Here is a 13,452-nt window from a genome sequence, read left to right as displayed (position 1 = left end):
CCAGCGCCGGGCAGGCCAAGCGCTGATCGTCTACAGGGGTAAAGATTGCGCGCCGACAGGGGGCAGTTTTGTGCGCCTATTGACAGATAGGTGTTCGGAAACGCCGAGCCGTGCGCGTAAAGCCGCTTGACAAAACGCGTCCGCTGCCACTATTGGGTAATCGATCACCCAAGGGGATGGCGAAGATCGTGGCAGCATCTCTTTCTGACATCGCGGAACGTGCGGGCGTCTCGGTAAAGACGGTTTCCGGCGCACTGCACGGCGGCTCCGCCCGCATGTCGGACGATACGCGCCAGAAGGTCAAAGCCATTGCGGAAGAACTCGGCTATGTGACCAACCTTGCGGCGCGTGGCGTGCGTCAGGGCTGGCTGCCGCTGGTCGGCGTCGTCTCCGACGGCCTCATCACTTCGCCCTTCGCCACCGAGATCGTGCGTGGCCTCGACGGGGCGGCCCGCGCCGCCGGCATGGCGGTCTTTGCGGTCAACCACAGCAGCGGCCAGTCTATCGGCTCGGTGCTCGACGAGGTACAGCAGTTCCGGCCGCGCGCCGTTGCTTATGCCGCCATGTACCACAAGGATGTCGCCCTGTCGGACAAGTTGGCGGGCGCCGTCGGCGTCATGATCAACTGCCGCGAGGCTGCCGGCCGCGTCACCGCGCTGGTGCCGGACGAAGAGGGCGGTGCGCGGGAGATCGTGCGTTATCTCCTCGTCGCCGGCCGCCGCCGCATCGCCTTCATCAACCTGCCGGGCATTCTCGCCGGCACGCTGCGCGAGACGGGGTTTCGTGCGGCGCTCGAGGAGGGGGGCATCGAGCCCGTCGGCGTGTTGCCGGCGGTGCGCCGCAGCGTCTACAGCGACCGCGCGCCAAGCCTTGTTGCCTCTCATGTGGAGGCGCTTCTGAAATCCGGTCAACGGCCGGACGCCATCCTGTGCGGCAACGATCGCGTGGCGATGGAAGTCTATGCGGCGCTTGCCCGCGCCGGCCTTCGCATTCCGGATGATATCGCGGTGGCAAGCTTCGACAACCAGGTCGAGCTTGCCTCGCGGCTGGACCCGCCATTGACAACGATGGCCCTGCCGCACCGCGCCCTGGGCCGCCTTGCCATGGAGATCCTCCTGGCCGAGCAGCCCGAACCGCCGCATCTGCGGAAACTGCCGTTCCATCTGGTCGAACGGGCATCCGTCTGAACATCGATAGAGTCCAACAGGAGGAGAATACTAATGAAGATTTCAATGGGTAATCGTTTACCTTCCGCACTCCTAGCGTCCGCAGCGCTGGCTGCGACCGCCGGTCTTGCCGAGGCGAAGACCGTCATCCACGTTATGCACCAGGGCGATCCCGGCTGGGTGAAGGCCTATGGCGACGTTGCCACCCGCTTTGAGGCCGCCAATCCCGATGTCGACATCGAGATGATCTACGCGCCGCACGATGCCTATAACGAGAAGTTCAGCGCCGCCGTCATGGCCAAGCAGCTGCCCGATATCATGGAACTCGATGCTCCCTTCCTCGCCAATTATGTTTGGTCCGGCTATCTCAAGCCCGTCAAGCCGCTCATTGACAAGGACCTGCTCGATGACATGACGGATTCGAATATCGCCCAGGGCACCTATCCGATCGACAAGGATCTCTATGCGATCGGCCTCACCGACTCCTCGGTCGTGCTCTACGGCAACAAGAAATATCTTGAAGCCATCGGCGCCCGCATTCCGAAATCGGTCGACGATGCCTGGACCCGCGAGGAATTCGAAGGCTATCTCGAAAAGCTTTCCAAGCTCGAAGGCGTGAAGTGGCCGATCGACACTTTCCGGGGTTACGGCATCAAGACCGAGTGGATCACCTATGCCTACGGCCCCCTGCTCGAAAGCGCCGGCTGCGATCTGATCGACCGGAAGACTTGGAAGGCCAGCGGCACGCTCGATGGCGAGGCCTGCGTCAAGGCGCTGACGATGATGCAGGACTGGGTAAAGAAGGGCTGGATCGTACCGACGTCGTCGGGCACCAACCAGTTCTACGCCGAGGGACAGCCGGCCGCGCTCGCCATGGGCGGCCACTGGTTCTACGCGGAGGCGTCGGCAGCGATGAAGGATAATATCGTCGTCATGCCGCTGCCGAAGATCGGCGACAAGGGCGTGAGCCCGAACGGCACCTGGATCTGGGGCATTTCCGCGACCTCGGAAAACCCTGAGATCGCCGGCAAGTTCCTGAGCTTCCTGCTTAAGGACAAGGAGTACCGGGAGTACGCCAAGACCCAGTCCGCCTATCCGGGCCTGAAGAGTTTCGCCGCCGAATCCCCGCTCTATGCGCAAGGTGGCCCGCTCGCCATCGCCTTTGAGCAGGCTTCCAAGACCGCGGTCGCTCGTCCGCCGCACCCAGCCTATCCGACGATCACCTCGGCCTTCATGCAGGCCGTCGACAAGATCTTCAACGGTGGTGACGCGCAGGAAGCGCTGACGGCCGCTGCCAAGAAGATCGACGAGGATATCGAGGACAACGCCGGCTACCCGCCCTTCGACGAGCAGCAGTAAGGGTTTTGACGGGGCCGGTTCTCCGCCGGCCCCGGACTATCTCGGAGGATGACCGATGAGGAGGAAACAATGACTTTGCAACAGACCTCCACACGCGCTTTGCGGCGTCCGGCGAAACGCCGCGACAAGCAGCGGCTGTGGCAGGAAATAGCGATGATCGCGCCTGCCGTTCTGCTTCTGACGATCTTCCTGATCACGCCATTCCTCTTGTCCTTCTGGACGGCGATGACCAACCAGCCGCTCGTGCCGCGCCCGACGCCGGTGCGCTTCGTCGGCCTCCTGAATTTCGAGCGCGTCTTCACCGATCCGCTGTTCTGGACCTCGCTGTGGAACGTTGCGCGCTTCACCATCTTGGTGCTGCCGGTGCAGTGCGGCCTCGCCTTCCTGACCGCGCTACTCCTGCATCAGAAGCTGCCCATGCAAAACCTGCTGCGCGGCCTGTTCTTCCTGCCGGCGATCACCTCCATGGTGGTGGTCTGCGTCATCTGGGGCACGCTGTTCCAGTATCCAAGCGGCCCGCTCAACCAGATCGTCGGTTTCCTTTCTGGCGGCACGATCCAGCCGATCGACTGGCTCGGCGACCCCAACTGGGCGATGTTCTCCATCGTGTTGCTTTCAGCCTGGCAGGCCTATGGCTTTCAGATGATCATCTATCTCGCCGGCCTGCAGGGCATTCCCGAAGAACTATACGATGCCGCCCGCATCGACGGGGCGAGCGCACTGCGCCGCTTCTGGCACGTCACCATGCCCGGCCTTCGCCCGACCCATGTCTTCGTGCTGGTTATCACGACCATCCAGGCCTTCAAGCTCTATACGCAGGTGGCGATCCTCACCCAGGGCGGCCCGAAGGAAAGCACCGAAACCGTTGTCCACTACATGGTGCGCGCCGGCTTCGAGGAGCAGAAACTCGGCTACGCATCGGCCGTTTCCGTCATCCTCTTCGTCATCGTTCTTCTGATCGCGCTCCTGCAACGCAAACTCCTGAGGCGCTTCGATGTCTGATATCGCTTTGAGCCGGCCCGCCCCGCTGGCAATCGCAAGGGGCAACGGCAAGAGAAGCCTGCGCATCGTGCAGAGCCTCTGCATCCTGGTCATCGCGCTGGTGATGATCTCGCCGCTGTTCATGCTGTTGATCGCCAGCCTGAAGGACGACCGCTTCCGCATCCTCGCCGACATGGGCAGCTTCCGCGCCTTCTGGGTCAGCGACCCGACGCTGTCGAACTACCAAGAGATCGCCCATTTTTCCGGCGAGCTGGCCTATGGCCGATATCTCTTCAATTCGCTGGTGATCCTTGTCGCCACGGTCGTCTCGGGTCTGGTCGTCAATTCCATGGCGGGCTTCGTTCTGGCCTGGGGCTCGCTGCGCGGCAAGGCGGCGCTCTTGGCGCTGGTCGTCGCGCTCTATGTCATCCCGCAGGAAAGCATCATCATGCCGCTCGTCGTCATGATGTCGCGGGCGGGGCTGACGGATACCTTCGCGGTGCAGATCCTGCCCTGGGTGGCAAGCCCGCTCTATGTCTTCCTCTTCTACCAGTTCTTCGCGCAGCTGCCGAAGGAACTCTATGAAGCGGCGGAAATGGATGGCGCATCGGTCTTCCGCATCTACCGGTCGATCTACATGCCGCTCAGCCTGCCGGCGCTCGCCACGGTCTCGATCCTCATGGGCATTGAAAGCTGGAACCAGTATCTCTGGCCGACGCTGGTCACCCAGACCGACTATGCTCGGCCGATTGCCGTCGCCATCGCCACCTTCTTCGGACAGGACAGCATCTACTGGGACCGCGCCATGGCCGCCTCGGTGCTGATGATGATCCCCGTCCTCATTCTCTATCTGGCTTTCCAGCGCTGGTTCGTCAGTTCATTCGTCGGCTCCGCCGTGAAAGGTTGATCATGTCTCTGCAGGCAAAGTCCGAAACGTCAGCACCTGAAACCATTGAAGCGGAACTGCCCGAAGGCACGGTGCTGCATCTTTGGCTGAAGGCGCGCCATGCCGGCGGCGAGGCGAAGCTCTTCGTCGCCGTTGATGGCAACGACATCGGCGAGCCCTCGACCCGCCGCACCGGGGAATTTGAGTTCTTCGCTGTGACGCTGGCGAAGGGCGGTCGTGCCACGCTGTCCTATGATGCGACAACCACAGCGCTCTCCGTCGCTTACGCCTTCCGGCCGGACACCGTGATGAAGGAGGGCATCCGCGTCCTGCACAGCGATGCCCGCACCGCCGCCCCCGACGTGCCCGACAGCTACCACTTCCGCCCGCCCTTCGGCTGGATGAACGATCCGAACGGTTTTGGACGGTTTGGCGGAAATGCTCACCTCTTCTACCAGCATTATCCTCATGAGCCGCGCTGGAACACTATGCACTGGGGCCATGCCGTCTCGAAGGATTTCGTCCACTGGACACATCTGCCCATGTTCCTCTTCCCGGCGGCGCATCTGTCGGAAAAGGACGATGGGCGCGGCGGCGCCTTTTCCGGCTCGGCGATCCCCGGCACCGGCCCGGAAGGCGAGGAAATCCGCGTCTTCTACACCGAGCATGTGCGTGATCGGCAACCGGAAGAGCAAATCCAGCTTTCCGCCGTCAGCCGCGACGGCATCGTCGCCGGCCCGTCGGAAACCGTGATGCCGCTGCGCCCGGAAGGCTTGAACCTCACCACCGATTTCCGTGACCCCTATGTCTTCAAAGGCCCGGACGGCCGCTGGAAGATGCTGCTCGGCAGCCGCGACAGGCAGGGCGGCGTCGTACTGCTCTATGAAACCGCAGACGCGCAAGGCGCCGATGGATGGACCTTCCTCGGCATCATCCATCGCGAGGACGGTTTCGGCATGACGGCGGCGGAATGCCCCTGCATGGTGCCGCTTTCCGGAAAAAACGCAGAAACCCGCTGGGCGCTGATCTTCGGTCTGCTCACCAGCCGCGACCCGGCCACTGGCCGCCGCAACCTCACCTCCGTCACCGTCGGCGGTTTCGATGGCCGCACCTTCACTGCGGAGTTCGTGCAGGAGTTGGATTTCGGTTCGGATGCCTATGCCTTCCAGGCCTTCGTTGATGGCGACGAGCCGGTCGGCATTGCCTGGCTCGCCAACTGGACGGACTTTTCCAAGAAGGACGATTTCCCGACGACCATGACCCTGCCGCGCCGCGTGCTTCTCGACGGCGACACCGTGCTGACCCCGCCGGTCGTAGCCGTCGAAAGCCTGCGCCATCAGTTGCTGGATGACACCGCGCTTGCCGCCGGCAAGACCGTGCCGCTCGGCACCGGCGCCGTCGAGATCGTCCTTGATCTCACCGAGCCGGGTGCCGCCTTTGATCTCACCTTCGATCATCCGGATGTCGATCTAGGCGTGAAACTCGATGCCGATGGTCTGGCGATTGTCTTCGACGCTCGCACCGGTGTGACGCCGCCACGTTACGTCGCCACCGGCGCGAAACCGTCGAGCCTGCGCGTCTTCCTCGATGCCGGCTCCATCGAGGTCTTCGCTGACAACGGCCGCTGGACGGGGTCCAAACGCATTCCGGGCTTTGCCGCCGCACGTTCGGCAGCGCTCACCGGCGGCGTCGCCGAGGCCTGCGTCTGGCAATTGAAACTGTGAGGGAGGACAGACATGGAATAACAGGTCGTTGGTCATATCCCGTCAAGGCGCTGGAGTGTTCTTGGAGTTCACCGCTTCCCGGAAATGACGGGGGGTCGTCCCCGTTCGCTCCTTGAAAATCTCGTAGAAGCGACTGCTGGAACCAAACCCGCAGTCAAAGCCGATCTGGAGGACCGGATCGTCCGTATCTGTCAGAAGCTGCATCGCCCGGGCAATCCGATGTCGGGTCAGGTATTCGTTGACTGATATTCCCAGAACCTTTCGGAAAGCGCTGTTGGCGGTGCTTGGATGCATGCCCGCGAGTTTTGCGAGATGAGGTACGCTTACCGGATCTGCGTAGCGGGAATTGATGAGGTCGATCAGCAGCTCGACGTGTCGCACTGCCTGGCCGGCCAACGATGTCGGAGAGACATGGGTTGGCGAATTGTCGCTTTCAGCATTGTCCAAGATCAGACGTCTTATTCGCAGTCGTGCTTCCTCCACGACCAATTTCCGTCTTGCCGCACTGCCGCACTGCCATTCCTTTTCCCACCGTGGGAGGGTCGACGCATCCATCGTTTCCTGATTTGCCTGCGCCAGAAATCTCCCCTGCATGATCGACTGCCTTGCTTTCCTGTCCACCGGCAGACCTAGGAAATCGATAAGGGGAAGGTAGACGCATACCAGCGGGGCGTTTTCGCTAACAGCGATCGTCTGATGCGGAATTGCCGCCCAGAATAAAACCAGGCGGCCGGCCTCCACCTGTTCCTGCCTTCCATTAAAAAGGTAGGTCATCTGGCCTGCCATGAGCAGGTTTATTTCAACGTGGTCGTGCCAATGCGGTGCGGCCATCGCATCAGCGATGTGACGCTCGATCAGGAACTCCCCTCGGGATCCAATCCATTCGCCACGGCTTTGGGGATGTTTCATGTGTCTGAGACTCGAATTCCGGATTTAATAGGCCGATGTCAGGAAGAAATTCTGATCCAGAAGGAGCAATAAGCAATCACAACCGATAGGGAGATTGCAATGCCGAAGATTTGCCTGGTAGGCGCTGGTAGCACCGTTTTTGCACAGAACATTCTGGGAGATGTCCTGTCCTCGCAGAGAGGCGGCGATTACGTCATCAGCCTCTTCGATATCGATCCAGAGCGACTGAAGACGTCAGAGATCGTCGCTCGCCGGATCTGCGAGTCGCTTAAGCTTTCAAACGTCAGGATCGACGCCACGCTCGACCGGCGAGAAGCGCTGCGCGGGTCTGATTTCGTCATCCTCATGATGCAGGTCGGTGGCTACAAACCGGCGACCGTCACGGACTTCGACATTCCAAAAAAATATGGCTTGCGTCAGACGATCGCCGACACCCTTGGCATCGGCGGCATTTTCCGCGGTTTGCGGACGATACCAGTCCTTGAGGCGATCTGCCGAGACATGCAGGAGGTTTGCCCGCAGGCTCTTCTGATGCAGTACGTCAACCCGATGGCCATCAACTGCTGGGCGATCAAGGATCTGGCCCCGGAAATCCGCACCGTCGGCTTGTGTCACAGTGTGCAGCACACAGCCGGGCATCTCGCGCAATGCCTCGGCGAGGATATTGCCGACGTGAACTACGTTTCGGCTGGGATCAATCACATCGCCTTCTTCCTGAAATATGAGAAAGTTCATGGCGACGGGCGGCGGGAAGACCTTTACCCGAGACTGAAGGCTCTCGCCGCCGATGGCCGCATTCCGCCGGACGATCGGGTGCGGTTCGATGTTCTCAAACGGCTCGGCCACTTCGTTACCGAATCCAGCGAGCATTTCTCCGAATATACCTCCTGGTACATCAAGGAGGGACGAGGGGATCTGATCGATCAGCTCAATATTCCGCTGGACGAATACATCCGGCGCTGCGAGGTGCAGATCGAAGAGTGGCATGCCCTGCGCAAGGAACTGGAAGGCGACAAGCCGATCGAGGTTTGCCGCAGCAACGAATACGCGGCCGGCATCATTCATGCCGCGGTCACTGGCAACCCGGCGCTGATATACGGCAATGTTCCAAACAACAGCCTGATCGAGAATCTGCCCGATGAATGCATCGTGGAAGTGCCTTGCCATGTCGACAGAAACGGAATTCAGCCGGTCCGGGTCGGTCGGATCCCCTCTCAGCTTTCCGCCGTCATGAACTTGAGCGTTTCCGTTCAGCAGTTGACGGTCGAGGCGGCTCTTACAAGAAACCGCGAGCGCATCTACCAGGCCGCTCTGCTCGATCCGCATACGTCTGCGGAATTGTCTCCAGACCAAATCTGGGACCTTGTCGACGACCTGATCGACGCGCACGGCGATTTGTTGCCGAGATATCAGTGAGATCCCGCGGATAAACTAGCCACAAGCGCATGGCAGTTCGTTCGTTTAGGCGCGCCGTGAATTCACGGCGCGTCTTTTTCATTCCAGCCTTCACTCCAATAAATCAAAAAACGTCAGAAAATTGATTGACACTGATCATTTGAAATGAAAATGTGACCGAAATTGAGATCGATCGCGAGGGAGGTTTTCGTTGAGCCAGGCAGTCGGAGTGAAGGTCGATCGGCTGGATGCCATTCGCAGCCACCTTTACGCGAACGGCTTTTCGACCATCCAGGCGCTAGCCGATGCGATCGGAGCATCGCTTGCCACGGTTCGTAGAGACCTGCAGATCCTTGAGCAGGAGGGCGCCATTGATCGCGTGCATGGTGGAGCGCGCATTGCCGAAGGATCGTCCGTTGAGGTTGCCTTTCAGGAGCGCGAAAAGCGCCATTTATCGGCCAAACGGGCGATTGCCACCGCGGCCTACGACCTGCTTCATCCGCGTACGGCAATCTTTCTCGACGCGGGAACCACCGTCCTGCAGCTTGCGCGCCTCGTTCGCATCAACCCCATGCCGCTCAGGATATTCACCAACGGCCTGACGGTAGCGCAGGAATTCCTGAACATTCCGAATTTGGAAGTGGTGCTTCTCGGCGGTCAGCTGCGCAGCGAGAATGCGTCGCTTGTCGGACCTCAGGCGGAGACAATGCTGGAAACATTATGGTTCGACCAGCTCTTTCTTGGCGCCAGCGCCATCAGCTCCGACGGTGCGATCTACAGCGTGGACAGTGCGGAAGCGAGCCTCAACCGGCGCATGCTGGCTCGGTCGGCCAACCGTTTCGTCCTGGCCGATTCCTCGAAATTCGGAACCATGGCGACCTACAAGGTCGCGCCGCTGGACACTGCGAAAGTCATTACCGATTCCGGGCTTTCGCGGCATTGGCGCGAGGAGCTCGTCAACTTCGGCGTCGACGCAACGATCGCGGATGTGAGGGCGAAAGAGTGAGCGACGCGCTGATCCTCGGCATCGACGGTGGCGGAAGCAAGGTGCTGGTTGCCCTCGCGGACAAGCGTGGGCGGATATTGCGGCGTTCCCGCGGCCATGGCGTCAATCCCATGGACAATCCGAATTGGCTCCAGGAGCTGGAGCAGTATCTCCTTCCCTTTCGCGATGAAGGAAATCTGGCGGCCGTCGCCGCAGCGCTGCCCGCCTACGGCGAGGTTGAGCGCCTGTCGGCTCTACAGCGCGATGCGATCGAGCGCCTGTTCCCGAACGTCCACCGTCGCGTCCTCAACGACGTCGACGCGGCGCACCTCGGTGCTTTTGCGGGCGAGCCGGGTATCCTTATTCTTTCCGGCACGGGTTCAATGGCATGGGCGCGTAATTCCAAAGGCCAGTCGGCGCGCACCGGCGGATGGGGAGATCTCATCGGTGACGAGGGCAGCAGCCATTGGATCGGGCAGAGGGCGCTCAATCTCGTCAGCCAAAGCTTGGACGGGCGTGCTCCGGCAACGGCTCTCGCAAAGGCGCTGTTTGACCACCTTCGCATCGACTTGAACAATCCCATGAATGGGCTCGGCGATTGGGCCAGCTCCCTGGCGAATGAACGGGCGGACATTGCAGCAATTTCGATCCTTGTCGATCAGGTCGCACTTGGCGGCGATAAAGGGGCGGTCGGGTTGATCGAGCAGGCCGCCGATGAACTCGCGAAGCATCATAAGGCAATTGCCGGCCACTGTGATCCGGATGCCGACTGGACCTATGCCGGCGGTACTTTTTCGAGCCGGCTTCTTTTGGAGGCGCTTGAACGGCGAATTGGCAGGCCTCCGGCTTTGCCGAAACTTCCCCCCATTGGCGGCGCGCTCCTGGCTGCCGCCCAACTTCTCGACTGGCCGTTGGACGACGGCTGGTTCGGGCAAATCGCGGCCACGGCCGAAGGTGGTGACCGCGCACCCCAGTGAATTGAGCTCAAGAATAATGAAGGATGGGAACATGCATAAATTGATCTTGCCTCTACTTGCATCGGTGGCCTTGGCAATCGCCGCACCGGCTCTTGGCCAGGACGCCAAGCCGCTTGCCGGTCAGTCGATCACGGTGCTCATGCCATCGCCGCAGGGACCGAACATCGCCTCTGACTTCGAAGCCGAAACCGGCATTCACGTCGACCTGCAGACGCTGTCGTGGGACGACATCCGCCCGAAGCTGGTGACAGCTTTGGTTGCCGGGACAGCACCAGCGGATGTGACCGAATTCGATTGGTCCTGGACCGGTCAGTTCAGCGCGGCCGGTTGGTATATGCCGCTCAACGACGTGATCGATGCCGATACGGTGAAAGATATCGGCGTCGCCAAGATCTTCACGGTTGACGGCAAGTTACTGGGAATTCCCTACACCAACGACTTCCGGGTGATGCTCGTCAACAAGAAGCATTTCGCGGATGCTGGCATCACCGAGATGCCGAAAACATTGGACGCCCTTGTCGTTGCAGCCAAGAAGATCAAGGAAAAGGGCATCGTCGAGTATCCGATCGGCCTGCCGGTTTCAGCGACGGAAGGCGCGTCAACGAGCTGGTACTTGCTGACCAAGGCCTTCGGTGGCGAACTCTTCGACAAGGACTTCAATCCGCTGTTCACCTCGCCGGATTCGGCTGGTTACAAGGCGCTTGCTTTCGAATTGATGCTCCTCAAGGAAGGGCTGGTCGATCCAGCGTCTACCGGCCTGAAGGACAGCCAGATCAACGAGAGCATGTTCGGGCAGGGCATCACCAGCATTATGATCTCCGGTGAGCCTGGTCGTCTTGGCCAGATGAACGACCCCAAGCAGTCGAAAGTCGCGGGCCAGGTTGAAGCGATCCTCGTGCCGACGGCAAGCGGTGAAACGCGCAGTTTCGGCCTTCCGGAAGCGCTGGCTATTCCAAACGTCTCTCCCAACAAGGAGGCGGCGATCGCCTTCGTCAAATGGTTTACCAGCAAGGACTTCCAGAAGAAGAATGCCGTGAACGGCTTCCTGCCGACACGCACTTCAGCCCTTTCCGAACTCAACGAATCCGGAAAGCTGAACAGCGGCGACGCTCTGGTGGCGCAGTCGAAGACGGTCGAGCCCCTGTTCCCGCAAGGCACGCCGCCTTGGTACCCGCAATTTTCCAGCGGCGTAAACACGGCGATCAACAGCGCTGCCAAGGGACAGATGAGTGTCGATCAGGCGATGGAGGCCATCGCTTACGCCGCAAAGCAGGCAATGGCGCAATGACCGCTTTGGCGTCCGAAGGGGCCACGAGCAACCGTGGGGTCGGCTTCAACGCCGACGCCACACTCGGCTTGCTGTTGGTGTCGCCCATCATTATCACGATGGCAGCTTTGGTCTTCTACCCGATGGGAAGAACCGTCTGGGACAGCCTGCACAGGGTCAACCCCATGCAGGCCGGCACGCCATTCGTCGGTCTTGAGAACTACAGCCGAATGCTGTCGGATGGCCAGCTCGCGACGACCTGGAGCAACACGCTCATGTACGTTGTTCTGGCCGTCGTCGCCGAAACTGTGTTCGGCGTTCTTGCCGCCGCTCTCATCAATCAGATCAAGGTCGGGCGGCAGTGGGTGCTCGCAGCGGTGATCTTGCCCTGGGCGCTGCCCGGCGTTGTGAATTCGGTCATTTGGCTTTGGATTTATCAACCGGGTGCGGGTCTGTTGAACGGCATTCTTTCCGCACTCGGGCTCCCCTTCGAAAATCACGTCTGGTTCAACGATCGCACCAGCGCCATCGTCGCCGTAACGATCGTCCATGTCTGGCGCATGATGCCTTTGACGATCGTCATCGTCCTTGCCGCGATGCAGAGCATCCCTGCGCATCTCTATGAGGCTGCGCGGATCGATGGGGCCACCCGCGTTCAGATGTTCGGATGGGTAACCCTTCCGCTGGTTCGCAGTGCGATTGCGGTCGCCATGACGAACGCAACCGTGAACGCCTTCAATCTCTTCGACGAGGCCTGGGTTCTGGCGGGTGCCAGCCTCGAGACCCGACCGGTGCTCGTCCAAATCTACCTCGAAACCTTCCAGAATCTCCGCTTCTCGTATGGCATGGCGCTATCGGTCGTGATCACTCTCGTGTCTCTGCTGATTTCGCTCGTCTACGTCCTTCGTGTCTATCGCAACACACGGTTCGACTGATGAGATCCACTATTGCCTATCGAATGATGATTTGGACCGGTGTCGTCGTCCTGTTGATCTGGTCTTTGGGGCCGATCTACTGGACCATCGCGAGTTCGGTTACGCCCAGCGAAGACTTTTCGACCCGACCGATCAACTTCTTTCCGAAGCACTTTACGCTCGATCACTACTCGCGGCTGCTCGGCATCGATATCGCGCGGATCGGGGGTGTGGAGGTGTTCAAACAGTTCCGTGCCGCATTGCTCAACAGCGTGGTGACATCAATCGCCGCCACGCTGCTTTGCGTCGCAATATCCTCTCTTGGGGCTTACGCCTTCACCAGGCTGCAGTTTCCCGGCCGCAAAGCGCTTTTTGTCGCTGTGGTCGCGACCCTGGCCATTCCCGCCTACGCTGTCTTGATCCCGCTCTATCAGATCATGATCAAGCTGCATCTCGTCGATACCTATGTGGGTGTTTCGCTGATCTATGTCTCGGCCTTCCTGCCGCTGTCGCTCTGGCTGTTGCGGAGCGTGTTCGAAGCTCTTCCGATTGCACTGGAAGAGGCGGCGCAACTCGACGGAGCGGGCCGGCTCTACATCTTCTTCAACATCGTCCTGCCGCTGGCGGGACCGGGTCTGACGGCAGCGGCAATCCTTACCTTTCTGGGTGCTTGGGGGCAGTATCTCGTACCGCTCATTTTTTCGCCGCAGGCGACGAAGCCGCTAACGGTTCTGATTCCGGAATTCGTAACGAAGAACTTCATCGACTACGGCCTCATCACAGCGAGCGGCTCGATCGCCATCGTCATCCCCGCCCTCGTCGTCATTTTTCTCAACCGTTACCTCGTCAGCGGCCTGTTGGCTGGTTCTGTCAAATAATCGGAGACTTC

The 13,452-nt window shown here is 60.4% G+C and carries 12 protein-coding genes; 11 read left to right on the top strand and 1 reads right to left on the bottom strand.

Going from position 1 to position 13,452, the window contains the following annotated elements; translation table 11 throughout:
• Positions 1-176: 176 nt before the first annotated feature.
• The 5 genes from G9X68_RS15760 to G9X68_RS15740 all read left to right on the top strand — a co-directional run bounded on the left by G9X68_RS15760 (position 177) and on the right by G9X68_RS15740 (position 6,116).
• Positions 177-1,187, top strand: coding sequence for a LacI family DNA-binding transcriptional regulator (locus tag G9X68_RS15760; protein WP_171603181.1), 1,011 nt, complete (start codon positions 177-179; stop codon positions 1,185-1,187).
• Positions 1,188-1,232: 45 nt separating this feature from the next.
• Positions 1,233-2,525 carry an ABC transporter substrate-binding protein gene (locus G9X68_RS15755; RefSeq protein ID WP_171603888.1) on the top strand — a complete coding sequence of 431 codons (1,293 nt, stop codon included), beginning with the start codon at positions 1,233-1,235 and terminating at the stop codon, positions 2,523-2,525.
• Between the two features lie 69 nt (positions 2,526-2,594).
• Complete coding sequence (locus G9X68_RS15750; protein ID WP_171603180.1) at positions 2,595-3,527, top strand: carbohydrate ABC transporter permease; 933 nt, start codon at positions 2,595-2,597, stop codon at positions 3,525-3,527.
• Positions 3,520-4,413, top strand: a complete 894-nt coding sequence (locus G9X68_RS15745) for a carbohydrate ABC transporter permease (RefSeq protein WP_171603179.1) — start codon at positions 3,520-3,522, stop codon at positions 4,411-4,413. The genes G9X68_RS15750 and G9X68_RS15745 overlap by 8 nt, the downstream gene beginning before the upstream one ends.
• Before the next feature lie 2 nt (positions 4,414-4,415).
• A complete protein-coding gene (locus G9X68_RS15740) occupies positions 4,416-6,116 on the top strand; it encodes a glycoside hydrolase family 32 protein (RefSeq protein WP_171603178.1) in 1,701 nt (566 codons plus the stop codon).
• A gap of 42 nt (positions 6,117-6,158) precedes the next feature.
• On the opposite strand, the gene G9X68_RS15735 is transcribed toward G9X68_RS15740, so the two are convergent.
• Complete coding sequence (locus G9X68_RS15735) at positions 6,159-7,025, bottom strand: helix-turn-helix domain-containing protein (RefSeq protein ID WP_171603177.1); 867 nt, start codon at positions 7,023-7,025, stop codon at positions 6,159-6,161.
• A gap of 99 nt (positions 7,026-7,124) precedes the next feature.
• Here G9X68_RS15735 and melA point away from each other — a divergent pair, with 99 nt between their 5' ends.
• From melA to G9X68_RS15705, 6 genes are all read left to right on the top strand, one after another.
• Positions 7,125-8,441 carry an alpha-glucosidase/alpha-galactosidase gene (gene melA, locus G9X68_RS15730; RefSeq protein WP_171603176.1) on the top strand — a complete coding sequence of 439 codons (1,317 nt, stop codon included), beginning with the start codon at positions 7,125-7,127 and terminating at the stop codon, positions 8,439-8,441.
• A 190-nt stretch (positions 8,442-8,631) separates the two neighbouring features.
• Complete coding sequence (locus G9X68_RS15725; RefSeq protein WP_171603175.1) at positions 8,632-9,426, top strand: DeoR/GlpR family DNA-binding transcription regulator; 795 nt, start codon at positions 8,632-8,634, stop codon at positions 9,424-9,426.
• Entirely contained in the window at positions 9,423-10,382 is a 960-nt protein-coding gene (locus tag G9X68_RS15720; RefSeq protein WP_171603174.1) for a BadF/BadG/BcrA/BcrD ATPase family protein, read from the top strand. Before G9X68_RS15725 ends, G9X68_RS15720 begins: the two co-directional genes overlap by 4 nt.
• Before the next feature lie 31 nt (positions 10,383-10,413).
• Complete coding sequence (locus tag G9X68_RS15715; protein ID WP_171603173.1) at positions 10,414-11,670, top strand: ABC transporter substrate-binding protein; 1,257 nt, start codon at positions 10,414-10,416, stop codon at positions 11,668-11,670.
• Positions 11,667-12,584 carry a carbohydrate ABC transporter permease gene (locus G9X68_RS15710; protein WP_171603172.1) on the top strand — a complete coding sequence of 306 codons (918 nt, stop codon included), beginning with the start codon at positions 11,667-11,669 and terminating at the stop codon, positions 12,582-12,584. Before G9X68_RS15715 ends, G9X68_RS15710 begins: the two co-directional genes overlap by 4 nt.
• 23 nt (positions 12,585-12,607) lie before the next feature.
• Positions 12,608-13,441, top strand: coding sequence for a carbohydrate ABC transporter permease (locus G9X68_RS15705; RefSeq protein WP_171603887.1), 834 nt, complete (start codon positions 12,608-12,610; stop codon positions 13,439-13,441).
• Positions 13,442-13,452: the final 11 nt, after the last annotated feature.

Origin of the sequence: Rhizobium changzhiense (assembly GCF_013087625.1) — a bacterium.
GTDB classification, from domain to species: domain Bacteria; phylum Pseudomonadota; class Alphaproteobacteria; order Rhizobiales; family Rhizobiaceae; genus Rhizobium; species Rhizobium sophorae.
This window is presented reverse-complemented; position numbering and strand designations above follow the sequence as displayed.

Bases quoted from the DNA above. Each gene is read 5' to 3' on its own strand.
- G9X68_RS15760 (WP_171603181.1), top strand. From the start codon at position 177: ATGGCGAAGATCGTGGCAGCATCTCTTTCTGACATCGCGGAACGTGCG.
- G9X68_RS15755 (WP_171603888.1), top strand. From the start codon at position 1,233: ATGGGTAATCGTTTACCTTCCGCACTCCTAGCGTCCGCAGCGCTGGCT.
- G9X68_RS15750 (WP_171603180.1), top strand. From the start codon at position 2,595: ATGACTTTGCAACAGACCTCCACACGCGCTTTGCGGCGTCCGGCGAAA.
- G9X68_RS15745 (WP_171603179.1), top strand. From the start codon at position 3,520: ATGTCTGATATCGCTTTGAGCCGGCCCGCCCCGCTGGCAATCGCAAGG.
- G9X68_RS15740 (WP_171603178.1), top strand. From the start codon at position 4,416: ATGTCTCTGCAGGCAAAGTCCGAAACGTCAGCACCTGAAACCATTGAA.
- G9X68_RS15735 (WP_171603177.1), bottom strand. From the start codon at position 7,025: ATGAAACATCCCCAAAGCCGTGGCGAATGGATTGGATCCCGAGGGGAG.
- melA (WP_171603176.1), top strand. From the start codon at position 7,125: ATGCCGAAGATTTGCCTGGTAGGCGCTGGTAGCACCGTTTTTGCACAG.
- G9X68_RS15715 (WP_171603173.1), top strand. From the start codon at position 10,414: ATGCATAAATTGATCTTGCCTCTACTTGCATCGGTGGCCTTGGCAATC.
- G9X68_RS15710 (WP_171603172.1), top strand. From the start codon at position 11,667: ATGACCGCTTTGGCGTCCGAAGGGGCCACGAGCAACCGTGGGGTCGGC.
- G9X68_RS15705 (WP_171603887.1), top strand. From the start codon at position 12,608: ATGATGATTTGGACCGGTGTCGTCGTCCTGTTGATCTGGTCTTTGGGG.